Source organism: Haloglomus irregulare (assembly GCF_007421925.1).
GTDB classification, from domain to species: Archaea; Halobacteriota; Halobacteria; order Halobacteriales; family Haloarculaceae; genus Haloglomus; species Haloglomus irregulare.
Genome location: NZ_QMDX01000001.1, coordinates 63,342 through 84,532, shown reverse-complemented (window position 1 = coordinate 84,532; position 21,191 = coordinate 63,342). Strand labels below are relative to the sequence as shown.

At 71.2% G+C, this 21,191-nt stretch carries 25 protein-coding genes and 1 tRNA gene; 9 read left to right on the top strand and 17 right to left on the bottom strand.

Going from position 1 to position 21,191, the window contains the following annotated elements:
- Nucleotides 1-141 precede the first annotated feature (141 nt).
- Genes DP107_RS00485 through DP107_RS00475 form a run of 3 tightly spaced genes read right to left on the bottom strand, consistent with a single transcriptional unit; the run spans nt 142 to nt 2,187 of the window.
- Entirely contained in the window at nt 142-687 is a 546-nt protein-coding gene (locus DP107_RS00485) for an Rpp14/Pop5 family protein (protein ID WP_144260174.1), read from the bottom strand.
- A 2-nt stretch (nt 688-689) separates the two neighbouring features.
- Complete coding sequence (locus tag DP107_RS00480) at nt 690-1,394, bottom strand: class I SAM-dependent methyltransferase (RefSeq protein WP_144260173.1); 705 nt, start codon at nt 1,392-1,394, stop codon at nt 690-692.
- The gene (locus tag DP107_RS00475; protein ID WP_144260172.1) at nt 1,378-2,187 is read right to left on the bottom strand and encodes an RNase P subunit p30 family protein; all 810 of its coding nucleotides are present in this window, start codon (nt 2,185-2,187) and stop codon (nt 1,378-1,380) included. The genes DP107_RS00480 and DP107_RS00475 overlap by 17 nt, the downstream gene beginning before the upstream one ends.
- 87 nt (nt 2,188-2,274) lie before the next feature.
- Between DP107_RS00475 and DP107_RS00470 the strand changes: the two genes are divergently transcribed.
- Nucleotides 2,275-3,777: a carotenoid oxygenase family protein gene (locus DP107_RS00470; RefSeq protein WP_144260171.1), complete on the top strand. Its 1,503-nt coding sequence runs from the start codon at nt 2,275-2,277 to the stop codon at nt 3,775-3,777.
- 104 nt (nt 3,778-3,881) lie between these two features.
- Nucleotides 3,882-4,262 carry a hypothetical protein gene (locus DP107_RS00465; protein WP_144260170.1) on the top strand — a complete coding sequence of 127 codons (381 nt, stop codon included), beginning with the start codon at nt 3,882-3,884 and terminating at the stop codon, nt 4,260-4,262.
- 15 nt (nt 4,263-4,277) lie between these two features.
- On the opposite strand, the gene DP107_RS00460 is transcribed toward DP107_RS00465, so the two are convergent.
- The 6 genes from DP107_RS00460 to DP107_RS00435 form a co-directional block, all read right to left on the bottom strand.
- Nucleotides 4,278-4,727 (bottom strand): phosphate-starvation-inducible PsiE family protein, encoded by a 450-nt coding sequence (locus DP107_RS00460; protein WP_144260772.1) that lies wholly within the window; start codon nt 4,725-4,727, stop codon nt 4,278-4,280.
- Between the two features lie 217 nt (nt 4,728-4,944).
- Complete coding sequence (locus DP107_RS00455) at nt 4,945-6,132, bottom strand: lycopene cyclase domain-containing protein (protein WP_144260169.1); 1,188 nt, start codon at nt 6,130-6,132, stop codon at nt 4,945-4,947.
- A 151-nt stretch (nt 6,133-6,283) separates the two neighbouring features.
- Nucleotides 6,284-7,528 carry an RNA-guided endonuclease InsQ/TnpB family protein gene (locus tag DP107_RS00450; protein ID WP_144260168.1) on the bottom strand — a complete coding sequence of 415 codons (1,245 nt, stop codon included), beginning with the start codon at nt 7,526-7,528 and terminating at the stop codon, nt 6,284-6,286.
- A 521-nt stretch (nt 7,529-8,049) separates the two neighbouring features.
- A tRNA-Leu gene (locus DP107_RS00445) sits at nt 8,050-8,133 on the bottom strand.
- Nucleotides 8,134-8,175: 42 nt separating this feature from the next.
- Nucleotides 8,176-8,715, bottom strand: coding sequence for an MOSC domain-containing protein (locus DP107_RS00440; RefSeq protein WP_144260167.1), 540 nt, complete (start codon nt 8,713-8,715; stop codon nt 8,176-8,178).
- Nucleotides 8,716-8,761: 46 nt separating this feature from the next.
- Nucleotides 8,762-9,109 carry a hypothetical protein gene (locus DP107_RS00435; RefSeq protein ID WP_144260166.1) on the bottom strand — a complete coding sequence of 116 codons (348 nt, stop codon included), beginning with the start codon at nt 9,107-9,109 and terminating at the stop codon, nt 8,762-8,764.
- Between the two features lie 102 nt (nt 9,110-9,211).
- On the opposite strand from DP107_RS00435, the gene DP107_RS00430 reads away from it, so the two are divergent.
- Complete coding sequence (locus tag DP107_RS00430) at nt 9,212-9,520, top strand: transcription initiation factor IIB family protein (protein WP_144260165.1); 309 nt, start codon at nt 9,212-9,214, stop codon at nt 9,518-9,520.
- Nucleotides 9,521-9,541: 21 nt separating this feature from the next.
- On the opposite strand, the gene DP107_RS00425 is transcribed toward DP107_RS00430, so the two are convergent.
- From DP107_RS00425 to DP107_RS00415, 3 genes are all read right to left on the bottom strand, one after another.
- A complete protein-coding gene (locus DP107_RS00425) occupies nt 9,542-10,045 on the bottom strand; it encodes a phosphopantetheine adenylyltransferase (RefSeq protein ID WP_144260164.1) in 504 nt (167 codons plus the stop codon).
- 52 nt (nt 10,046-10,097) lie between these two features.
- Nucleotides 10,098-10,595, bottom strand: coding sequence for a winged helix-turn-helix domain-containing protein (locus DP107_RS00420; protein ID WP_144260163.1), 498 nt, complete (start codon nt 10,593-10,595; stop codon nt 10,098-10,100).
- Nucleotides 10,596-10,727: 132 nt separating this feature from the next.
- Complete coding sequence (locus DP107_RS00415) at nt 10,728-11,915, bottom strand: glutamate--cysteine ligase (RefSeq protein WP_144260162.1); 1,188 nt, start codon at nt 11,913-11,915, stop codon at nt 10,728-10,730.
- 176 nt (nt 11,916-12,091) lie between these two features.
- Between DP107_RS00415 and DP107_RS00410 the strand changes: the two genes are divergently transcribed.
- Complete coding sequence (locus tag DP107_RS00410; RefSeq protein WP_144260161.1) at nt 12,092-13,240, top strand: dihydropteroate synthase; 1,149 nt, start codon at nt 12,092-12,094, stop codon at nt 13,238-13,240.
- Nucleotides 13,241-13,333: 93 nt separating this feature from the next.
- Here the strand turns inward: DP107_RS00410 and DP107_RS00405 are convergent, their stop codons facing one another.
- Entirely contained in the window at nt 13,334-13,726 is a 393-nt protein-coding gene (locus DP107_RS00405) for a hypothetical protein (RefSeq protein WP_202877304.1), read from the bottom strand.
- Between the two features lie 245 nt (nt 13,727-13,971).
- Between DP107_RS00405 and DP107_RS00400 the strand changes: the two genes are divergently transcribed.
- The 4 genes from DP107_RS00400 (at nt 13,972) to asd (ending at nt 18,315) form a co-directional block, all read left to right on the top strand.
- Nucleotides 13,972-14,676 carry a 6-hydroxymethylpterin diphosphokinase MptE-like protein gene (locus DP107_RS00400; protein WP_144260160.1) on the top strand — a complete coding sequence of 235 codons (705 nt, stop codon included), beginning with the start codon at nt 13,972-13,974 and terminating at the stop codon, nt 14,674-14,676.
- A gap of 99 nt (nt 14,677-14,775) precedes the next feature.
- A complete protein-coding gene (locus DP107_RS00395; RefSeq protein WP_144260159.1) occupies nt 14,776-16,173 on the top strand; it encodes an MFS transporter in 1,398 nt (465 codons plus the stop codon).
- Entirely contained in the window at nt 16,166-17,194 is a 1,029-nt protein-coding gene (locus DP107_RS00390; protein ID WP_185977107.1) for an MBL fold metallo-hydrolase, read from the top strand. The genes DP107_RS00395 and DP107_RS00390 overlap by 8 nt, the downstream gene beginning before the upstream one ends.
- Nucleotides 17,195-17,280: 86 nt before the next feature.
- Entirely contained in the window at nt 17,281-18,315 is a 1,035-nt protein-coding gene (gene asd / locus DP107_RS00385) for an aspartate-semialdehyde dehydrogenase (protein WP_144260157.1), read from the top strand.
- Nucleotides 18,316-18,352: 37 nt separating this feature from the next.
- On the opposite strand, the gene DP107_RS00380 is transcribed toward asd, so the two are convergent.
- Together DP107_RS00380 and DP107_RS00375 are read right to left on the bottom strand one after the other, a co-directional pair.
- A complete protein-coding gene (locus DP107_RS00380) occupies nt 18,353-19,258 on the bottom strand; it encodes a PQQ-binding-like beta-propeller repeat protein (protein WP_185977106.1) in 906 nt (301 codons plus the stop codon).
- A 103-nt stretch (nt 19,259-19,361) separates the two neighbouring features.
- A complete protein-coding gene (locus DP107_RS00375; protein WP_144260155.1) occupies nt 19,362-19,832 on the bottom strand; it encodes a hypothetical protein in 471 nt (156 codons plus the stop codon).
- A 108-nt stretch (nt 19,833-19,940) separates the two neighbouring features.
- Between DP107_RS00375 and DP107_RS00370 the strand changes: the two genes are divergently transcribed.
- A complete protein-coding gene (locus DP107_RS00370) occupies nt 19,941-20,309 on the top strand; it encodes a VOC family protein (protein ID WP_144260154.1) in 369 nt (122 codons plus the stop codon).
- Between the two features lie 18 nt (nt 20,310-20,327).
- On the opposite strand, the gene DP107_RS00365 is transcribed toward DP107_RS00370, so the two are convergent.
- A complete protein-coding gene (locus tag DP107_RS00365; protein ID WP_144260153.1) occupies nt 20,328-20,693 on the bottom strand; it encodes a universal stress protein in 366 nt (121 codons plus the stop codon).
- 73 nt (nt 20,694-20,766) lie between these two features.
- Nucleotides 20,767-21,183 carry a universal stress protein gene (locus DP107_RS00360; protein ID WP_144260152.1) on the bottom strand — a complete coding sequence of 139 codons (417 nt, stop codon included), beginning with the start codon at nt 21,181-21,183 and terminating at the stop codon, nt 20,767-20,769.
- Nucleotides 21,184-21,191: the final 8 nt, after the last annotated feature.

The following is a 21,191-nucleotide window of genomic DNA, read 5'->3' as shown; positions in this document are numbered from 1 at the left end:
AGAGCCGGCCGTCCGGCGAGAAGATGGTGATACCGCGGTCGTACGCCTGCTGTTGGGATTGTCCCTGCATGGTCTTGGTGTGTGTTGGGTCGGTCGTCTCCGGGGAGTGCCGCGAGAGGGTCGCAGCCGCCCCGGCAGCGGTCAGTCGGGGCCGGGGTAGTCGAGCTCCGTCGCGCCCGCGCAGCCGTCCGCCAGTTCGATGTCGACCCGCCGGCCACGGGCCGACGCCGGGCGGTCGGCCCCGGCGAACGCGACTGTTCGTTCCTCAACTACTCCGCGCGGCGGATTCAAATACTTTTCTTCACAGGCACGGACGGTGCCACTCACGCCACGCACCCGCGTCCGCACCGGCGTCCCGTCGACGCGAGTCACGCAGGCCAGCGCCGCCCGGCCGCGGGTCACCTCGTCGCGGCGCACCCGTACGATGGCGGTCGCCTCGGCGCCGGCGCTGCCCGTCCGCACGTCCGCGCCGTCCCCGCCCTCGCCCCCCGAGGACCCGTCGGGGTGTCGGAACCGAAGCACCGAGAGGTCCGCGTCGGCGCTCCCGGGATCCCCGAGCAGGTTGCCGGCCGCGTACCAGCACGCGCGCTGGAACGCCTCGCGGTCGAACGCGGCGTCGGGCGGTGATTCGACCGCGACCGCGAGATACCGCCATCGCGGCTGGAGATGCTTCGGCAGGTGCTTCACGGTCAGTCCTCGTTCATGCCGACGGGCTCGTCAGCGTACCCCTCGCCGCCCTCGTCGTCGGGGTCGAACCGGTCGGCGACGAGCACGCCGACCTGCTCGTGGACCATCTCGACGGCGGTGAGGGCAAAGCCCGCGTCGGTGACGGCGTCGGCCAGCACCCCGACGGTGGCGGGGTCGTCGACCTCGGGGCTGTAGAACGGCTCCGCGGGGTCCGGTTCGTCGAAGAACATCACGTCGCCCAGCACGACCCGGCGTGGCTCGAGGGCGGCGATGGTGTCGATGGCGTCGCGCTTCTCGTCGTCGGCGAGATGGTGCATCGCGAAGTTGGAGGTCACCAGGTCGACGGGGCCGTCGTAGGAGGGTTCGCGGAACGTGCCGTTGCCGAAGTCGGTGTTCTCGTGGCCCGCCGCGGTCGCCTTCTGGCGGGCCCGTTCGAGCATCCCGTCGCTGACGTCGCGGCCCACCACGCGCCCGGCCTCGCCGGCCAGTGCGAGCGCGATGGCCCCGGTGCCACAGCCCAGGTCCAGCACCACGTCGTCGGGGCGGAGCCGCCGGGGCCGCGGGGTGTTCGAGCGCACCTCGTCGGACCCGCGGGCGTGTGCGACGACGAGTCCCGCGCAGGCCTCGTACTCGGCCGATTTGTCCTCGTCGTAGGAGTCGGCGGCCGCGTCGAACCGCGCGGCGTGCTCGTCAATCGACTTTTTCATACCGTCCACTCTGCACCCCGGGCGCAATGAAATCCTCGCCCAGTCGGGTCCGGTTCCGCCGCGCGAGCCGGCCCCATTCGGCCAGCCCGGCCGACACGTCCCCCGGTGGCAGCCCGACCACCTCGCCGACCGCCCGGAGGGCCCGTGGGGCCCGCAGCCCGAGATAGGAGTCCGTGTCGACGCTCACGACGAACGGCGCGTCGTAGTACGAGACGATCTCCCGCAGCTTGCGGAGGTCCCGAAGCGCCTGCACCCGCTCGCCGCCGGTCCGCGCGAGCACCCGCGAGAGGTCGAACTCCAGCCGCACGCCGTTGTGCGCGGCGGCCTTCACGACCACGTGGTTCACGTCGCCCGCCCCGCGCATCGGGTGTGCCAGCACGTCGACTCGCGGGTCCTCGACGGCCCAGCGGTTCAGCGGACCGCCGTGGACGCAGACGAGGGCCCGCTCCTCCCGGTAGCGCGACAGCAGCCCGGCCGCCTGCCCGCGGTCGTCCGTCCGGATCTCGACCGCCGGTACCACGTCGACGTCGTACGCGTCGGCGACCCGCTCGGGGACGTACGCGCCGTCGGCCGGGTCCTCCCGTGACGACGGCCCGTCCTCGGCATCGGTACCGTCGTTCCCGGCCGGGAGCGGCTCCGCGTCGGCGTCACCGTGGTTCCGGACGACGAGCCCCTCGTACCCCATCTCGACGGCGGTCAGCGCCAGCCGGGCGACCGTGGCGTCGCCCTCCGGGCGGGCGTGGACGGCGGCGTACGGTCCCGGGTCCTCGTCGTTGCCGGACTGGTCGCTCATCGCCGGCATCTCGGCGCCCCCGGGCATGTGCGTGTCGGTGACGGCCGGCGGCCGGGCGCTTATGCTGACACCGACCCTGATTCGGATATGGCGACAGAGGAGGGCGACGCGAGGGGCCGGACCGAGCGGCTCGGCTTCCACTCCGTCGACCGCGAGTACGACACGACGCTACCGGTCCACGGGACGCTACCCGGATGGCTGGCGGGGACACTGCTCCGGAACGGCCCCGGCCGGTTCGCGTTCGCCGAGGGGGCCGTCGACCACTGGTTCGACGGGCTGGCGATGCTCCGCCGGTTCGAACTCCGCGACGGCGAGGTCCGCTACCGCACGCGGTTCCTCGACACAGAGGCCTACGAGGCGGCGGCGAACGGGGCCTACGCCGGGTTCGGGACGGCCCCGGACGCCGGGCTGCTCCGCCGGGTGTGGAACCGCCTCTCCCCGCCCGACGCGACCGACAACACCTCGGTCAACGTCTGGCGCTACGGCGACGAGACGGTGGCCCTGACCGAGACGACCGCCCTGACGGCGTTCGACCCGGAGACGCTGGACACCCGCCGCCGGACGGACTACCCCGACGCCGTCGACGGGCAGACGACGACCGCCCACCCGCACCACGACCGCGAGCGCGGCGAGACGGTCAACGTCGCGACCCGGTTCGGCCGTCAGTCCTCGTACCAGGTGTACCGGGTCCCCGACGGGAGCTGGGACGTCGAGTCGATCGCGCGGGTCTCGACCGACCGTCCCTCGTATCTCCACAGTTTCGGCCTCACCGAGCGGTACGTCGTCCTCGCGGAGTTCCCGCTGGTGGTCGCGCCCTGGCGGCTGCTCGCGCCGACCGATGAGTCGTTCATCGAGCGGTTCAACTGGCGCCCCGAGCGGGGCACCCGATACCACGTCCTCGACCGCGGGACCGGCGACCGCGTCGCCCGCATCGAGGGCGACCCGCTGTTCTGCTTCCACCACGTCAACGCGTACGAGGGGGGTGCGGAAGGGGTATCGGCGGCCGACCCGTCGACGCTCGTCGTCGACATGATCACGTTCAGCGACGCCGCGGCCATCGGCTCGCTCTACCTGGAGGACCTCGTCGGCGAGGACGACCCGGTCGAGGGCGGGTCGCTGACCCGCGTCCGCCTCGACCTCGACGCCGGTCGCGCCAGCGCCGAGACGCTCCACCCGGGTGGCATCGGGCTGCCCCGAATCGCCCCCGCGGCGCGTCGACGGCCCTACCGCTACGTCTACGGGCAGGACACGGGCGGACAGCCGGTCACCGGCCTCCCGGGTGGCGTAATGAAGGTGGACGTCCGGACGGGGGAGGCGACCCGGTATCGCCGCCCGGAGTGTGCCTTCCACGAGCCGGTGTTCGTGCCGAACCCGTACGCCCGTGACGGTGCAACGGGGGGTGCCGCGGCGGGCGGCGCCCCCGAGGACGCCGGCGTCGTCCTGACACTGTGCCTCGACCGTGCGGCGGGGCGGTCGGAGTTCCTCGTGCTCGACGCCAGGGATCTGACGGAGCTCGCGCGGGCGCCGCTCCCGCACGCGCTCCCGCTCGACTTCCACGGCCAGTTCCTGCCGGCGTGGCGCCACGACTGACGGCCCGGTATCGACGGTCGTGACCGTCGAACCCGCCGGTCACGGAGCCGGACGGGGCCGAGGTAGCCGAAGCCTATAGAACGGTCCGAGCCCCGCCGACTGGTATGCGACGGCTCACGGTGGCCCTGTTCGTGACGTTGGGACTCGTGGCGGCCGGTGTCGCCGGCCAGGCGGGCGCCGTCGGGCTGCTCGCGGTCCCCGCGCCGCTGCTGACCGTGGTCGAAACCGTCCCGCTGCCGGTGGCCGCGCCCGCCGCGGTGTCGCTCGGGATGTCAGGGTTCACGATGCTCGTACTCCGGCGGGAGACCGACCTGCCCCTGACAATCAGCGGGATGATCGTCCCCGTCGTGGTGTTCACGGGGTTCGGCATCGCCGTCCTCGTCCACCGGTACACGACGTTCTCGCTCGTCGAGTCCGCGCTCGGGCTGGGGCTGGTGCTGTTCTCGCTCGTCTTCGCAAAGCGGATGATCGCGCCGGAGCCGTAGCCGCGGGCGACCCCGTCAGTCCCCGAGCAGTGACCCGCCGTAGAACTGCTCGACGAACAGTAGCCCGACGAGACCGAGGATGAGGATGGTGTAGGCCACGGCCGCCAGGAGCGCGTCCATCTCGGTCGGGTACTCGCCGGTCCGGAAGATGATGGCCTTCCGCACCATCGCGATGACGCCGGTGTAGATGACCAGCCGGACGATACGGCGGGTATCGTTCTCCTGGACGTACGCCAGGACGGTCTGGTACACCTCGACGATGATGAGCAGCAGCAGCCCCGTGTCGATAAAGCCGATGACGACCAGTGGGTCGGTGATGGCGCCGCTCCGGACGGCATCGATGATCTGCAGCGACAGGTCGACGACGCCGATGGCGAAGAGGACGGCGAACACCGTCGCCGCCGCCATCTCGACACCGTGGACGAACATCCCCATCACCTCGGCGTACCGGTCGACCAGCGGCATCCCGTCGGCCGCGGGGATGGGCCCTGCCTCCTCCGCGCCGCCGTCCGGGGTCGGTGTTCCGGAGTTCGCCGCCCCGGCGCCAGCGGTACCGGCGGTCTCGTCCGAACCGCCGCTCCCGTCGGGGGATGGCACCATCACCACTCCCCCCGGTGGCCGGACGCTCGCACGGTGTACATACACCCCGCTAGCGTGCCGAGACACTAAACGGCGTTCCCCATCACCCCCCGTCGTCGCCGCGCAGCGTCTCGTGGACCCCCACGACGAACGCCGGGACGACCAGCATGAACAGGTGCTCCTCTATCGGGATGCCGAGCAGCTCGACGCCCGTCCGCAGCGGGATGGCGAACACGCCGACCGTCAGGGTGTACCAGTCCCAGAGGTAGGCCAGCGGGTAGCAGACGGCGACGGTGCGGGCGGCACCCGCCCACGCGCCGGCCCGCCACAGCAACAGGAGCGCGCCCGTCCCGAACGCGACCTCCGTCGCGAGGTACGTGTACCCCCCGAGGGCGCCGATGTCCGGCAGCGACACGGCCGCGAACGGTTGCAGCCACACCGCGGCCACCAGCACCGCGAGGAACAGGTACGCCCCCCGGATGAGCAGCATCGTCGCGAGCTCCGGGTCGGCGCGCGTCGCCAGCGCCGCGACCGCGACGAACGGGACCGCTGCCAGCGCGGCACTCGGCGGCAACAGCCCGTCGACCGCCAGCGCGACCACGAGGAACATCCCGACGCTCATCAGCCCGAACGCGACCTCGCGGGCCCGTCGGGGCCCCAGCGCGACCGCGACGGTCCGCTTCCCGATGGACCCGTCGTAGGCCACGTCCGTCGTGTCGTCGACCACCTTCACGCCCGAGAGCGCGACCAGGAACACCGCCGCCAGGCCGACGATGGCCGGCGCGAACGTCCCCGCCTGGACGTAGAACCCGCCGACCAGCGCCAGCGCCACGCCCGCGGGGTAGCCGCCCGTCACCGCCACCGGGTTGGTGTCGAACTGCGGCGCGTGGAGGTAGCCGATGACCCACCCCGGCAGCGTCACCACCCCCGCGACGGGGCCGGCGACGGCGACGACCGCCGCGAGCGCGATGACGAAGCCGACGGTCGCCCCGGCGAGCGCCAGCCGGCAGCCCCGCGCCGTGAGCGAGTGGTCCTCGTCCTCGTCCCGGACGTGGAAGTCGACGTAGCCGTCCTTCAGATGGGCCGTGTAGAGGCCGAAGAAGACCGCGACCAGATGGCAGGCCAGCCCGACCGGGGCGAACGCCACGTCGCCTCCGAACCGTGGCGAGACGGCCAACACCGCGCCGAACGCGCTGGCGGCCACCGGCGGCAGCATGAACACCGGATGGACCTGCGACCCCAGCGCCCGGAGGTCCGCGGCCGGCCCGGCGCCGTGGCGGGCGAGCGACATGTAACCTGTCTTCATGCGACAGCGACAAAAGCGTACCCCGGTGGGCGGACCGGGAGCCGACATCGGGCCGAGACTGTTTCCGTCCCGAATCCGGACCTGTCGGAATATACCGGATTCGCCCGGACTGTGCTCCGTGTAAGCTAACCCACGGCTAAAACCGTGGGCTTTCAGCGTGGACTCCCGCTCTGGCCGAATCATCGGCAGGAGGTTCATACTCTCCGTTCGCGTTCAGCGTCCCGCTGTTCAAGCGCACGCCTACGGGTGCGCCTCCACCGGAGCCAGTTTGGTTCCGGCGGAGATACCGCAATCCAATATTCTTCGCGGCGTTGTAATCCGCGTGGTTTTCATAGCCGCACTTCAGGCAGTTGAACGAATCACTCTCGCGGTTCTCCGGGTGCGTGAACCCACACTCAGAGCAACGCCGTGAGGTATTCTCCGGGTCAACCTGTTCTACTGTGATACCATACTCGGCGGCCTTGTATTCGACGTACTCGTAGAGGCGGTTGAACGCCCACTTATGGCCCCACGATGCACCAGTGCGGTCACGGATGTCCATCAAGTCCTCGAACGCTATCACCGAACAGCCGTGGTCGCAGGCCTCCTCGATCAACTCGTTCGCCATCCGGTGAAGCGTCATTTTGAATCGATCTTCCTCTTTGCGACCGACCGCCTGCATATTCTTGTGTGCCCACCGCGTGCCACACGCTTGCAGGTCGCCACGCCGGGTTTCGTATTCCCGTCGCCAGTGTTCGAACTCGTCACCCGTCCAGAACGTGCCCGTCGAAGTCACGGCGAGGTTGTTCACGCCGAGGTCAACCCCGAGAACCGTTCCGTTCTCGGTGGTCGCCTGTTCCGGCGTGTCAGACTCCACGTCCCGTTTGCAGTGAATGTGGAGCATCCAGTTGTCGTTCGAGTAGTGTAGCTCCGCCCCTGTGGTTTCGTACTCGTCGGAGAAGAAGTATTCCGCGTGGGGCGTGTCTCGCTCATCGTCGGGCAGCATGTAATCGGCTTCGATACGACCGTCAACAGTTGCCAGAGACACGTACTCGTCGTGGAACGTGGCGGTACGATGGTCGTAGACGACGTGTGGACTGGTAAAGTGGGGCATCGACGCTTTCTTGCCCCGCTTCCACTTCTCAACCACGCTCTTGCAGGCTTCAGCGGCCTTGTTGCGAGCGGCTTGGACGTGGTTGCTGTGCAACGCCGTCTCGTCGCGCACGTCCTCGTAGGTGTCGTCGTTGAGCGTGGTTTTGCTCGTCGTGACGTATTCGCCGTCGAAGGCGTGACGTGTCACGTAGTTAGCGGCCCACAGAAATTCGTCTACGGTATCACGGAGAAGTGCGGCGTCGTCACTATCCATGTCGAGTTTCACGGGGACAGTGCGCCGCTTCTCCATACATCATACGTATGCTTAGTGGTTCAAAAGCGTCGGGGAGTCGGCCCTGTCGTCGTCGGTGGATTGTTGCACGGAGCTTACGCGCTTCCTCCCACCCGTGAACGGGTGGGTTTCCGCGCTGCTACCCTTATGATAGATGCGAAATCGTGGTAACTGGCCCGAACTGTATTTGAACCGAAACGACGTGGCCCTCCCGGTCGCACGTGGCAGGGCTCGACTCCGATCGAACGCGGCCACGTCCCCCACGCTCGTTCAAACCGGTCCTGCTCTTCGCTCGGTCGCTACGCTCCCTCGCTCAGTGCGCGGGACCGGATTCGAACCGGAGCAAGACGGACCTGCTCGCTCCGCTCGCAGGTTGCGACTTGCAGGGTTGCAGATCCGGCCGTGCGCAGACACGTCTCTCACGTCCGTTCGAGACGGTCATGCGCGGGACCGGATTTGAACCGGAGCCACTTCGCTCCCTCCGGTCGCTCGTAGCAGGGTTCAAATCGGTCCTGCTCTTCGCTCACTGCGTTCGCTCATGCGCGGGACCGGATTTGAACCGGCGGACTCCTACGAGACAGCGTCCTAAGCGCTGCGCCGTTTCCTGGCTTGGCTACCCGCGCGCATCCACGTCTCGGCCGGAGGACGGCAAGAACCTGACGCCTTCACTCCACCCGCCGTTCGGTGTTCTCGGCGGCCCGTTCGCGCATGGCCCGCGCGATGCTGGCCGGCTCCGGGTTCGCCGGCTCTGAGCCCCGGAACTCGTCGCCGACGGACAGCTCGCCCCCCTCGACGACGTCCGCACAGATACCGCCCCGGCCCTCCGTCAGCGCCTCCATCACGCCCTCCTCGTCGGCGACCCGCTCGACGTGGACGCAGGGCGGACGTGGGCGGGTCCCCTCGAACGTCACCTCGCCGACCCGGAACCGGTGGTCGAGCAGGTCGTGGAGGTCCACGCCCCGGGTGACGACGTTCCGGCGGTGGCGCCCGTCGGTCAGGTCGATGTCGTACGCCTCGCGGATGTGGGCCAGCGCCTCGCCAGCGACGAAGGTCACCTCGCAGACGTCGTACGGGGAGTAGTAGCCGGTCCCCTCGTAGTAGCGGTCGCCGACGAGGCCACCGGGGCGGGCCGTGACGGCGCCGACGGCCTCCATCGGCGCGGAGTCCTCGGTCGCGATACGGATGCGTTGCACGTGTCCCTCCATGGGCGAGCGAGGGCGAGCGACGGCAAAAGCGTTCGCCGGGGGCGACTCAGTCCCGGAGCGACGCGGCGTACGCGCCGACCGCGTCGTCGCCCGCCAGCGCCTCGACGACTGCCGCCTGGTCGACGGTCAGGTCGTAGCCCGGGCGCCCCTTCCCGACGGGCGAGGAGACCTCCGTCTCGGTCAGGAGGCCCGCATCGGCGAGTGCCTCCAGCGCCTGCAGCACGGCGGCGCGCTCGACGCCACCCTCCGCACAGGCCACGTCGGTCGTGCGGTCCACGCAGCGCTCGCGGACGTCGAACGAGTGGAACGGTGCGTCGTCGTGCATCGCCAGGTCGGCGGCCGCCAGCAGGACGAACCGCTGGAACGGGCGGTCGGGCAGGTCGTGCATATCCATACGGGACCGTCGTGGGCCGGCAGGAAAAACACCCCGGGGATTCGGTCGCCCCGGCACCCCCTCGGGCGGAGGTTGAAGTGCGCTCGCGACGGACGGATACCCGTGTACCGGGCGTCCGACGAGGTGGACAACGAGGAGTGGCTGGCCGAGCTGGAGTCCGCAGCGGACCGGCTCGGCCTCGGCACGGACGCGCGGTCCCGGGCGGCGGACCTGTTCCTGAGCGCGAACCCGGAGACCGACCGGTCGAAGCGGGCGGTGCTCGGCGCGGCGGTGTACGCGGGCGCGCTGATGGCCGGGGACCGCCGCTCACAGTCCGACGTCGCCGAGGCCGTGGGCTGCTCGCGACTCACCGTCCAGGGACGGTGGAAGGAACTCGTCGAGGCGGCGGGGTTGGAACCGCCCGGCTGGTGAGCGGGCCCCGAGCCGGGCCGCCTACTCCGACCCCGCGTCGGCGGGGGGCGCTCGCCCGTCGCGGTCCGGCGTGAGGTTGCCGTGCTCGTCGATCTCGCCCTTCACCACCCGCGTCGAGGAGATGTGGTCGCCGTCCTCCGCGGGGACGTGGTCGACGACCTCGATGTCCAGCGGCTCCAGCCCGCGTTCCTCGCGGATCTCGTTGACGCGCTGACCGCCGTCCTCGGTCTCGGGGGAGACGATGAGGACGTCGAAGCCCGGCTCCGTGGCGACACCGGTCGGCTCGGTCAGCTCCCGGACGGTGTACTCCCGGTCGTAGCGCTCGGCGAAGGCCGCGAGTTCGGCCGCGAGGTCCGCGCGCCGGTCGCCCCACGGGCGGACGTAGCGGTCCTCCGAGCGCGTCGCCGGCGCGAGGTCGTCGCCCGTCAGCCCGACCGTCACGTCGCCGAGTTCGAACGCCCGCTCGAACAGCGCCCGGTGGCCGTCGTGGATGGGGTCGAACGTGCCGCCCAGCACCACCTGCATGTCCCGGGCGAAGCGTGCCGTGGGTTTAGTCGTTCCCCACCGCGGGCGGCGGTCAGTCGTCGTCCGCGCCGGCGTCGTCCTCGACCTCGACGTTGATACTGACGGGCTCCCCGTCCTCGCTCTCGGCCCGTCCCAGGTGCCGGTCCAGGTTGAACACGGTGTTGAGCTCGTCCTGGACACCGTCGACGATGCTCGTGACGAGCTCCGCGGGTGCCTGGGAGGTGTACTCGTACGGGTTGTTGCCGGCGCCGCTGGCCTCACGCTTCCGGCGCTGGACCTTCCCCTCCTCGTGGAGTTCGGCCAGCGCCTCGCGCACGGTCGAGGGGTAGAGGCCGGTTCCGGTGGCGATCTCCTCGGACGTGCTGTCCGGATGCTGGCGGAGGAAGAGGTAGATGCGGGCGCGGGTCTCCGTGTCCAGCACCCACGACAGGAGGTCGACGATGCCCTCGTCGAACGACTCGGGGGCCTCGTCGGCTACGCGCTCGCGGATCGCCATCTCATCTCCCTCCTCGGAGATTTCGGCATCGTCGGAGCTGTCTTCGGCAGACATCTCGTATCTATCGCGAGCGGAGGGAATGGGGGGACAAAAAGCCAACGTCTCCCGGAAACGCCCGTGAAACCCCCGCATCACGTCGGATTCGACGCCGGCTCGGCGTCGAATCGACGACCGGCGGCTGCCCGACTACTCCGACCGGAGGACGAGCGACTCACAGAGCGCGTCGAGCCCCTCCGCCTCGCGGAGCCGACGCTGCCGGGCCGATCCACTCTCCGCGTCGTACACCGCCCGGATGCCCTCGACCCCGAGACGGTCGGCCAAGCGGTCGGTGGCCTCCCCGAGGTCGACGGTTCCCCCGCCGTCGCGGCCGATGAGCGAGGCGTCGTGCCCGTGGCGGATGGCCCGCCACTTGTTCTCGTCGAGCGTCTCGCGGCGGTGCCCCGGCGCCTCGTCGCTTACGCCCACGCCGCCGGCGTCGCCAGTCTGCCCGCCGCCACGGTAGTCCGCCCAGGGGTCGGCCCGGTCGACGTACCGCTCGGCGAGATCGAGCACCAGGGCGTGGACGGCCTCCGCGAACGCCATGACCCGTTCGGGGTCGGCCTGGCCGTCCGGCGTCCGGACCTCGACGGTGCCGTGGGCCGAGTGCGGCCGCACGTCGTACCAGAGTTCGCCGCGGTCCTCGATGCTGTCGAGCTCGACCATCCGCCGCTCCAGGTCGAGGTACTCGTCGAAGCTCCCGAACGCGGTCGGGATACCGGTGTTCGGCAGCGCCTCGAAGACCTTTGCGCGGGCCGAGGCGAGCCCGGTGTCGAACCCGTTCCAGAACGGCGAGTTCGACGACAGCGCCAGCAGTACCGGCAGGTACCACCGGAGCTTGTTGGCGACCCACGTGGCCTTGTCCGCGTCGTCCACGCCGACGTGGACGTGCAGTCCGGCGGTCGTGTTCCGGTGCTGTGGGTACTGGATGCGGTCCAGCTGGGACCGGTAGCGGGGCTTGGTCGCGTGCTCGAGTTCGCGCCATTTCGCCGCGGGGTGGAGCCCGGCGGCGGCGATGCGGTAGCCGTTGCGTTCGGCGTGGTCGACCAGCGCACCCCGGACGGCCCGGAGCTGCTCGCCGGCCTCCGCGAGCGACTCGCAGGTCGGGGTCTGCGTCTCGATGACGCATTTGAACAGCTCGTGGTCGAGACGCCCGTCGAGGATCGCCGGCGGCTCCGCCTCGTAGACCAGTCGGTCCGTCCCCGAGGTCGGACGGCCGTCGTCGTCGACGATGTAGAACTCCTCCTCGATGCCGAGCGTCCCGAGCCGGTCGAACGCGTCGGCCGACCCCGTCGCTCCCGACTCGGCATCCGCCGCGGCGTCGTCGCCCGTCTCCATCGGCCAACACGAGAGCACCCGGAGGGTTAAATCTCACCGTCGGCGCGTCCGTTCGGCGGGGCTCGTGCTCCGTCCCCGCCACCGCGGTCGCCGGTGCGCCGTCGGCTGTCGCCCGAACCCCGGCTCGAGCGGCCGGTATCCGTAGGCATTTCCGGTCGTCGCCCCTCGGTTGGTCCATGCGAACCGTCGACGCTGCAGGCCTCGCCATCGGCGACGACCACCCCACCCGTATCATGGGCGTGCTGAACGTCTCCAAGGAGTCGCCGTACAAGCCGAGCGTCTACGACGACCCCGCGGCCGCCGCCGGGTACGTGGACGAGGAGCTCATCGGCGAGGGTGCGGACATCGTGGACGTCGGACTCGAGTCGGCGAACAAGGACCTGGACGTGCTCTCCGCGGCGGCGGAGCTGGACCGGCTGGACACCGCCATCGAGACCATCGAGTCCGTCTCCGGCGACGCCGTCTTCTCCATCGAGACCCGCTACCACGAGGTCGCCGAGGCCGCCCTGGACCGGGGCTTCGACATGGTGAACGACATCTGTGGCTTCGCGGACCCGGAGATGCCCCGCGTCTGCGAGGAGTACGACGTGGCCGTCGGCAAGATGGCCTCGCCGCCGGACCTGGAGCGGCCGGGCGCCGTCGAGGACCCGGACGACATCTACGACGCGCTCGCGATGAACGGCTTCACCGAGAAGACCATCATCGACCCGGCGTTCGGCGGCTGGTCGGCGGCGAAGACCCTGGCCGACGACCGCGAGACGTTCCGGCGGCTCCGCGAGTTCCGCGGCTACGGCCGGCCGATGCTCGTCTCGATCAACCGGAAGAACTTCCTCCGCGACCTCGCGGGCCGGGACACCGAGGGCGCGCTGCCGGTGTCGCTGGCGGCGACCGCGATGGCCATCGAGCGCGGCGCACACGTCGTCCGTACGCACGACGTGGCCGAGACGCGCGACGCCGCCGTCATCGGCGACGCGTTCACGCCCGACCGGCTGCGGGCGACCGAGGCGGGCGCCGAGGAGCTGGACGCCCGAACGCCGGCCGAGGTCCGGCGCCATCTGGACCGGCTGGGCGCGCCCGCCGACCTCGACCACGCCGCCCGGGCCGCGACCCGGGTGTTCGAGCTGACGGGCCTGACCGAACGCGACCGCGCGACGCTTTCGGCGCCGCCGGTCGGTGCCGGCTTCGCCCCCGGCGCCGCCGAGGGAAGCGGCGTGCTGTACGGGACCCCGGCGGCGCTGCGGTCGGTCATCGAGGAGACCGACGGCTCCGACCGGCTCACGGCGGCGCTGGAGCGGGTCGAGGACACGCTGGACGCGAGCGGATAACCCGGAACGGCTACCGTTTCGCCCGGTATCCGGGCAGTAGCTCCGGAGGACCGGACAGTACCGGCGAACGCGCTGTCCAGTCGCGGAACCGGCTCACCCGACCAGCAGTCGGAGGTTGTACGCCGTCGCGAAGGCGCCGACGACGGCGAGGAAGACGGGCGGCGTGTAGTAGAGCAGCCGGTCGTCCTCCCGGGTCGCGTAGCAGCTGACGCTGATACCGAACAGCATGGCGGCCAGCTTCAGCCCCATCAGCCCGGCCCCGCCGAAGGCGTCGACGGCCGCGGCCATCGCGGCGTTCCCCTCGGTGACCGTGGCAGAGTGGTTGATGATGGCCAGGGTGGTGACGCTGTCGCCGACGACGTACGTCGCCGTCGCGACGAGCCAGAGCTGTGCGAACTCCTCGGCGGAGAACCGTCCGAGCGTCAGTGCCCGCGACAGTCGGTCGACCAGTTCCCGCCCACCTTCCGTCTCGACACCCGGGCTCATTCACTCACCCGTTGCAGGCCGGTACTTGAAACACCCCCGGCCGTTCTCCGGGCGTGAAAACGCCCGTCAGACACGGGTCCGACAACTGACAGCCGATTCAGCGCGGTCCGACGAGAAAGCTTATGACACGTCCACCGCAATCCGCGAGCGGATGCTGAAGGGCCCACCGGGTAGGGGTACCTTGGTGCCCTTCGGCCCGCATCTATCACCGGGAGTCACATCACTCCCCAGCCACGGCCATCAGTATGGAGTTCACCGACTGGACCCCCGTCTACGAGCGGGTGCTCGCCGACCTGGGCTACGAGCGCGGCGCCGACGAGCGCGCCCGCGACCGGCTCGCAGCCCTCACGGAGCCGTTCGACCTCGGGCCGCTCTGCGAGCTGGTCGACGGCGCCACGGTCGCGGTCGCCGGCGGGGCCGACTGTCTCGCGGCCGAACTGCCACTCGCCCGCGACGCCGACGTCGTCATCGCGGCCTCGGTCGCCGCCGACACCTGCCGGGCGAACGATATCGCCGTGGACTGCATGGTCACCGACCTCGACAAGAACCCCGGGACGGCCCGCGCGCTGACCCACGAGGGGACCCCCGTCGCCGCCCACGCCCACGGCGACAACGTCGACCTCGTGCGGGACGTGGTCCCCGACTGTGCGACCGACGCCGTCCTCCCGACCACGCAGGCCGCGCCGGCCGGCCCGGTGCGGAACTTCGGCGGTTTCACCGACGGCGACCGGGCCGCCTTCCTCGCCGACCAGCTCGGCGCGGGGACGCTTCGCTTCCCGGGCTGGGAGCTGGTCGACCCGGACGTCACCCCGGAGAAACGAACCAAGCTCGACTGGGCCGCCCGGCTGCTCCGGTGGCTGGAGCGACGCCGCGAGGAGCGGTTCGGCCCACTTGAGGGCCGGCGCGCCGCCCTCGACGAGGACCCGCTCACGCCACCGTACGGGGACTGAGGCCGGGCGCGTCCGCTCGGCTGCCCACTCCGGTGAACGATCCCGTCTCCACGAGACGCATAGCTTAACAACGGTAACCCCGAAGCAGGGCTGACGTCGATGGTCGAACAGGGTGGCGACGTGGATGGGACGCCGGACGCGCCCACCGCAGGGTCCGGCCCCGATAGGGGGGATAGCGGCGACCACTCGGTCAGAACCGTCGCGGTCGCGGTCACGGGCGGGGTCTTCCTCGGCGGCGTCGCCACCGGGGTCGCCTTCCCGACGCTCCCCCTGCTAGACCAGGTCCTCGGCATCTCCGCGGTGATGCTGGGCGTCATCCTCGCGGCCAACCGCATCGCCCGCCTCATCATGAACACGCCCGCCGGGCAGGTCATCGACGAGCGCGGTGCCCGCACGCCGATGATCGCCGGCCTGTTCGTCCAGGGGCTGGCCCCCTTCGGCTACGTTGTCGGGCTGTACACGCCCGCGGTCGACCTGACGACGCTGCCGGTCGTCGGCACGGTGTCGGCGCCCGGGCTCGTCTTCGTCCTATCGCGGGCGTTCTGGGGCGTCGGCTCCGCGTTCGTCTTCGTCGGCGCGTTCGCCATCATCACCGGCGTCACCACGGAGTCGACCCGCGGGAAGTGGACCGGCTACATGCGCGGGGGCCAGTCGCTCGGGTTCCCGGCCGGCCTGGTCGTCGGTGGCGTCCTCACGGACGTCTACGACGTCCAGACCGCCTTCCTCGTCGCGGGGACGCTCGCTCTCCTGGCGGGGGTGGTCGCCGTCGTCGTGCTGCCGGACGTCCGAGCGAGCGCCGGCGCGCGGGTCCCGTTGCGCGAGCTGCCCGCGCTCGCCCGCTCGACGCCCGGCGTCGTCCCCATCGGCGTCGCCAACGGGACCATCCGGCTCCTGTTCGGCGGCGTGCTCCTCACGACGGCGGTCAAGTACGCCGCCGAGCTGGAGCTGACGGCCGGGTCGCTCACCGCGGCCGGCGTGAGCGGCCTGATGATGGGCGGCGGCGTCGTCGTCGCGTCGGTCGCGACGGTCGTGAGCGGCCGGCTCTCGGACCGCGTCGACCGCCGGGCCCTCGTCACGCTGCCGGCGTTCGCGCTGCTTGCGGTCGGCTTCGCCGCGCTCGCCTTCGTCCCCTCCTTCCTCGGCGTCGCCGCCGGGGTCGCCCTCGTCGGCGCCGGGACCGGCGGCTCCGGGCCCGCCCTGCTGGCCACGCTCGGCGACATCGCCCCGGCCGGCGAGACCGGGAAGTTCGGCGGCCTCTACAACGTCTTCGGCGATATCGGCCTCTCCATCGGCCCGCTGATCGCCTTCCCCGCCGTGGCCGCCGTCGGCTACGGTGCCACCTACCTCGCCTGTGCCGGGCTGGCCGTCGGCTGCCTGCTGCTGGTGAACGCCACGCTACTGGGTACCGGCACCGATGGCGACCCGACCCTCGACGCGGACGCCCCCGGCCCGGCCGCGACGACCCCCGACCCCGACCCGAACACCGACGATGACTGACCACCCCACCCCACCGGACGGGACCGACCGCGACGACCAGCGCGCAGAGCCAGGCGACGGCGCGACCGGCCCGCCGGTCCACCGCATCGAATGCACGGTCGACTGGCCGCCGGGTCACGTCGCCTGTTACCTCGTCGACGCCGCCGAACCCGTCCTGGTCGACGCCGGCGCGCCCGACGAGCGCGGCGAGACGGAGCTCCGCGAGGGCCTCGCCGACCACGGGCTCACCCCCGCCGACATCGAGCACGTCCTCGTTACCCACCCGCACACGGACCACGACGGGCAGGTGTCGACCCTCCTCGACGTGGGCGACCCGACCGTCTACGCCCCGGACGCGGCGATCACGCGGCTGGAGCGCGATCCCGACGAACTGGAGGCCGTCGTCGAGTCGAACGCCGAAGTCGTCGGCGTCCCGGAAGCGTTCCGGTCGTACGTCGTCTCCCAGGCCGTCGAATCGCTGAAGCGCAACGCCCGCTACTGCCCGCCCGATGCGGTCGACGTCCGGCTGGCCGCGGGCGAGGCGTTCGACGCCGGCGGCGTCACCTTCGAGGGCGTCCACTGCCCCGGGCACCAGGCCGACCAGTTCGCGTTCGCCGCGACGCTGGGCGACGAGCGCGTCCTCTTCTCCGCGGACGCGGTCATCGAGCCGTTCCGCGCGGCCGCGCTCCACGCCGGCCTCGACAGCGGCACCTTCGACTCCGTCGGGGCCTCCTACCGCTGCTACGGCGCGCTGGAGGCGTACGACTTCGACCGCGTCTACCCCGGCCACGGCCCCGTGTTCACGGACTACGTCGGCGCCGTCGAGCGGTCCATCGAGAGCCTCGACGACCTGCTGGACGACGCCGAGGCGACGCTCGCGGAACTCGGGTCCGCGCCCGCCTTCGAGGTGGCGAGCACGCGGGCGGACATCACCGAGCAGCCGTACGTCCTGTTCGAGACGATCGGGGCCTGTGCCGAACTGGTCGAGCGCGGCCGTGCGACCGACCGGATGGCCGACGGCGTGCGACTGTTCTCGGTCTGAGCGGGCTACTGTGACCGCCACGGCCACCGGAGCACGCCGGGTCGTTTTCAGAACCGTTTTGCGTACCCGTAGCACACGGGATGGTAATGACGACGAAGGTTGGCATCCTCGGCGCGACCGGCGCTGTGGGCCAGCGCCTCATCCAGCTGCTCGAACCGCACCCCGACTTCGAGATCGCCGCGCTCACGGCGTCGGCGTCCTCGGCCGGCGAGACCTACCGGGACGCCGCCAAGTGGCGCGTCGACTCGCCCATCCCGGCCTCCGTCGCCGACAGCACCGTCCGCGAGACCGCGCCGGACGCCGTCCCGGACGACGTCGCGCTCGTCTTCTCCTCGTTGCCCTCGGACGTCGGCGCGGAGGTCGAGCCGGCGTTCTGCGAGGACGGCTACGTCGTCTCCTCGAACTCCTCGAACGCCCGGATGGCCGAGGACGTCCCGCTGATCATTCCGGAGGTCAACGGCGACCACGTCGGCCTGCTGGAGGTCCAGCGTGACGCCCGCGGCTGGGACGGCGCGCTCCTGAAGAACCCCAACTGCTCGACCATCACGATGGTCCCGACGCTCGCGGCGCTCGACCGGTTCGGCCTCGAATCCGTGCGGGTTTCGACGCTCCAGGCCGTCTCTGGCGCCGGCTACTCCGGGGTCACCTCGATGGAGATCATCGACAACGTGCTGCCCCACATCGGCGGCGAGGAGGCGAAGATGGAGACGGAGACGACGAAGCTGCTCGGGAGCTTCGATGGCAGCACCGTCGAGACCCACGATGTCGACGTGCAGGCCTCCTGCAACCGCGTCCCCACGCTGGACGGCCACCTGGAGAACGTCTGGGCCGACACGACCGAGGACGTGACGGCCGAGGCGGCCGCCGAGGCGATGGCGGCCATGGAGGGCGCGGACCTACCATCCTCCCCGGAGCGGATGGTCCGGGTGTTCGAGGAGCCCGACCGCCCCCAGCCCCGTCTCGACCGGATGCTCGACAGCGGGATGGCCGTCTCGGCCGGCGGAATCAAGGAGACCTCGACCGGCATCCAGTACGACTGCCTCGCGCACAACACGATGCGGGGCGCCGCCGGCGCGAGCGTGCTCAACGGCGAACTGCTCCGGTCCGAGGGCTACCTGTAGACCCGCGGAGCACCTCCCCCGGCGATCGTCGCGACCGTCAGCGGGGACAGTGGCCGACGACGCCGGCCGCGCAGGTCTCGACCGCCTCCGGGGTCCCCGCCGAGGTGGTGGTGAACGCGAGGCCGTCGCTGACGGCGACACTACCGGTGGTTCCGGACCCGTACCGGTCCGTGACGAACCCGACGGAGTCGCCGCTGGCGGCGTCCAGCGCGACGACCCCGTCATCAAGCACCGAGCAGTAGACCGCCCCGTCCGCATACGCGGGGGCGAACGTCCAGCCCCGCTCGTCGGCCGGCACCTCGTAGCGCCAGCGTTCGTCACCTGAGCCGGTATCTAGGGCGGAGAGCCCCTCGACCGCGTCCGTATTGGCTCGCCGTCGGGGCGAACACGGTCCCATCGACGACCACCGGATGGCCCGTCGAGAGGATGCTGTTCGAGGGGGCACCGCCGAGCGACCGGTGCCAGCGCTCGCTCCCCTCCGGGGGGAGGGCGTGGACACCGTCGAACGCGAGGGCGTAGACCCCTCCGTCGGCCTACACCAGCGAGTCCCAGACGACCGCACCGCTGGTGGACGGACGCGGGTCACGACCGTGTCGCGCTCGACGCGGCCGCTCGCCGGGTCCAGCCGGAGGAGCCGTATCGGTATCAGGTCGTCACCGCCGTCTACGTCCGGCGCTGTGAGGACGTGCACGCCACCATCCACGAGCACCGGCGAGAGCTCGTTGCCGGTCCGCGGGATCTCTGTCGACCACCGCCGGGTCAGCGCCGGTCCCGGGCCGTCCCGCTCGCGGCCGCACCCGGCCCGTTGCCGGTCGCAGGCGCTCCGGTACCACTCCCCAGTCAGGTCGACGGGGCGCCGGACGCCGGCGACACGTGCCGCGCCGATACCGCCGACGACGCCGGCCGTGCCGAGGGCCGCGAGAGCCGTGCGTCCGGAGGGCACCATCCCGAGGTCCGACCGATGGGTAACACTCTCCTCCCTTCCCCCGCCGTGCCGGCACGCTATCATCTCGGAAATGAAGGTTTTTCTGCTGGAAATTGCGGTGTTATTCGATGAACTGGGTTCTGTCTCGTCTATCCGCGGCGTAGCCCGCGTAACTCCCCAACAACGCGATCGCCGTCCCGCCCGCGAGTGCAAGGGCGCCCGCGGCCCGGCCGGGGTACCGCGCGATGAGGGAGACGTCGCCGGCGCTGTACGCGAACGTCAGTTTCGCGGCGTAGAAGGCGCCGCCACGGCCCAGCGGCGTGACGGTGTTGAATCGGGCGACGGAGACGATATGCCAGAACGCCGCCACGAACACCAGTCCCGTCAGCGCGCCCGCGGCCAGTCCGTAGCGGGTGCTCTCGGCGGGCCCGCCGGGCGACAGGCGGCCGGCGGCCGCGCCCGCGAGCGGACCCGCCCCGAGCGCGAGCGGCACCGCGACGACACCGACGGCCTCCAGCGACGGCAGCAGGTAGCAGCAGGCGAGATAGCCCACGCCCCACGCGACGCCGGCGACGACCGCTCGCCAGTACATACGCCGCGGTTGGCGGGTGAGCGGCTTGGCTCCTCCGACATCGGACGCCGCCGGGACCCGAGGGCCCGACCGACACGGATTTGCCCGCGCCGCCCACCGGCTTCGGTGATGGCGATACTTCACACCTGCCTGAACGTGACCGACGCCGAGCGCGCGGTCGAGTGGTACGAGACGAACCTCGGCTTCGAGGAGAGCTGGGGGTTCGAGAGCGGCGACACGACCAACCTGTACGTGGCCGACGAGGACGGCGTCGAACTCCAGCTCTCGGAGACCGAGGGGGTCGAGCCCGACACCGCGGGCGACCTCTGGGACCACCTCGCCGTCGGGGTCGAGGACGTGGACGCGGCGTTCGCCGAGGTCGACCACCACGGCGTCGTCCAGGAGCCGAGCGACCAGCCCGCCGCCGGCGCCCGGACGGCGTTCGTGAAGGACCCCGACGGCCACGTGGTCGAGCTCATCGAGCCCCTGGAGGACTGACGCCCGCGGCCGCCGCCGCTACTTCGGCACGACGAACACCGGTCCCTCGACGTTGTTGAGCACGGTCCGGGTCGTCGTGCCGATGGTGCCGAACCCCTCCCCACCCCCGCGACGCGGCCCGATGATGACCTCGTCGATGTCGTGCTCGCGGACGAAGGCGAGGATCTCCGGGGCGGGCGAGCCCTCGCGTCGGACCGTCCGGACCGTCGCGATGCCGGCGAACCGTTCCTGTGCGTCCGAGAGCGCCGCCCGGTCGACGTCGACCCCTTCCTCCTCGACGGTCAGCACGTACACCTCGTCGTCCGCGTCCAGCTTCGGTGCCAGATAGTCGGCCGCGGCCGCCGTCGTCTCGGTGGTCGCGGTCGCCACGAGGTACCGGGTCATCCATCGGCCACTTCGACGGCACCCGGATAAACGTATGTGACGCTCCACCACGGCCGGTCGTGGTCCGGCGCCGTCACGCGGGGTCCGATTCGAGCGCGTCCAGAGGGACGACGACCGCGGGGACGGGCGAGCGGGCCAGTACCGACCGGGCTGTCGACCCGAGGTCGGCCGTGGCGCCGGGCGCGCCGGACCGCGGGCCGAGCACCAGCACGTCCGGGGCGAGGTCGTCGACGGTCTCCAACACCGACGCCGCGGGGTCGCCGCCGCGCGTGGCCGTCTCGACCGTCGCGCCGCCGACGAGGCGAGCGCGCGCGACGTTCGCTGCGTCGTCGGCGTCCCGGCCCACCGCATCGCCGGCATCGCGCCCGTCCGGGGCCGTGACCGTGAGGAGGGTGACGGTGTCGGCCGCGGGGCCGTCCAGCCGGTTCTCGAGGTAGTCACAGGCCGCCGCCGTCGTGTGGACCGACGCGGTCGCGACGAGGTAGTGCATGGGCCACG

Excerpts from the sequence above, each read along its gene's own strand:
- DP107_RS00480 (WP_144260173.1), bottom strand. The coding sequence starts at position 1,394 with ATGAAAAAGTCGATTGACGAGCACGCCGCGCGGTTCGACGCGGCCGCC.
- DP107_RS00475 (WP_144260172.1), bottom strand. The coding sequence starts at position 2,187 with ATGAGCGACCAGTCCGGCAACGACGAGGACCCGGGACCGTACGCCGCC.
- DP107_RS00470 (WP_144260171.1), top strand. The coding sequence starts at position 2,275 with ATGGCGACAGAGGAGGGCGACGCGAGGGGCCGGACCGAGCGGCTCGGC.
- DP107_RS00465 (WP_144260170.1), top strand. The coding sequence starts at position 3,882 with ATGCGACGGCTCACGGTGGCCCTGTTCGTGACGTTGGGACTCGTGGCG.
- DP107_RS00460 (WP_144260772.1), bottom strand. The coding sequence starts at position 4,727 with ATGCCGCTGGTCGACCGGTACGCCGAGGTGATGGGGATGTTCGTCCAC.
- DP107_RS00455 (WP_144260169.1), bottom strand. The coding sequence starts at position 6,132 with ATGTCGCTCGCCCGCCACGGCGCCGGGCCGGCCGCGGACCTCCGGGCG.
- DP107_RS00450 (WP_144260168.1), bottom strand. The coding sequence starts at position 7,528 with ATGGAGAAGCGGCGCACTGTCCCCGTGAAACTCGACATGGATAGTGAC.
- DP107_RS00440 (WP_144260167.1), bottom strand. The coding sequence starts at position 8,715 with ATGGAGGGACACGTGCAACGCATCCGTATCGCGACCGAGGACTCCGCG.
- DP107_RS00435 (WP_144260166.1), bottom strand. The coding sequence starts at position 9,109 with ATGGATATGCACGACCTGCCCGACCGCCCGTTCCAGCGGTTCGTCCTG.
- DP107_RS00425 (WP_144260164.1), bottom strand. The coding sequence starts at position 10,045 with ATGCAGGTGGTGCTGGGCGGCACGTTCGACCCCATCCACGACGGCCAC.
- DP107_RS00420 (WP_144260163.1), bottom strand. The coding sequence starts at position 10,595 with ATGTCTGCCGAAGACAGCTCCGACGATGCCGAAATCTCCGAGGAGGGA.
- DP107_RS00415 (WP_144260162.1), bottom strand. The coding sequence starts at position 11,915 with ATGGAGACGGGCGACGACGCCGCGGCGGATGCCGAGTCGGGAGCGACG.
- DP107_RS00410 (WP_144260161.1), top strand. The coding sequence starts at position 12,092 with ATGCGAACCGTCGACGCTGCAGGCCTCGCCATCGGCGACGACCACCCC.
- DP107_RS00405 (WP_202877304.1), bottom strand. The coding sequence starts at position 13,726 with ATGAGCCCGGGTGTCGAGACGGAAGGTGGGCGGGAACTGGTCGACCGA.
- DP107_RS00400 (WP_144260160.1), top strand. The coding sequence starts at position 13,972 with ATGGAGTTCACCGACTGGACCCCCGTCTACGAGCGGGTGCTCGCCGAC.
- DP107_RS00395 (WP_144260159.1), top strand. The coding sequence starts at position 14,776 with ATGGTCGAACAGGGTGGCGACGTGGATGGGACGCCGGACGCGCCCACC.
- DP107_RS00390 (WP_185977107.1), top strand. The coding sequence starts at position 16,166 with ATGACTGACCACCCCACCCCACCGGACGGGACCGACCGCGACGACCAG.
- asd (WP_144260157.1), top strand. The coding sequence starts at position 17,281 with ATGACGACGAAGGTTGGCATCCTCGGCGCGACCGGCGCTGTGGGCCAG.
- DP107_RS00375 (WP_144260155.1), bottom strand. The coding sequence starts at position 19,832 with ATGTACTGGCGAGCGGTCGTCGCCGGCGTCGCGTGGGGCGTGGGCTAT.
- DP107_RS00370 (WP_144260154.1), top strand. The coding sequence starts at position 19,941 with ATGGCGATACTTCACACCTGCCTGAACGTGACCGACGCCGAGCGCGCG.
- DP107_RS00365 (WP_144260153.1), bottom strand. The coding sequence starts at position 20,693 with ATGACCCGGTACCTCGTGGCGACCGCGACCACCGAGACGACGGCGGCC.
- DP107_RS00360 (WP_144260152.1), bottom strand. The coding sequence starts at position 21,183 with ATGCACTACCTCGTCGCGACCGCGTCGGTCCACACGACGGCGGCGGCC.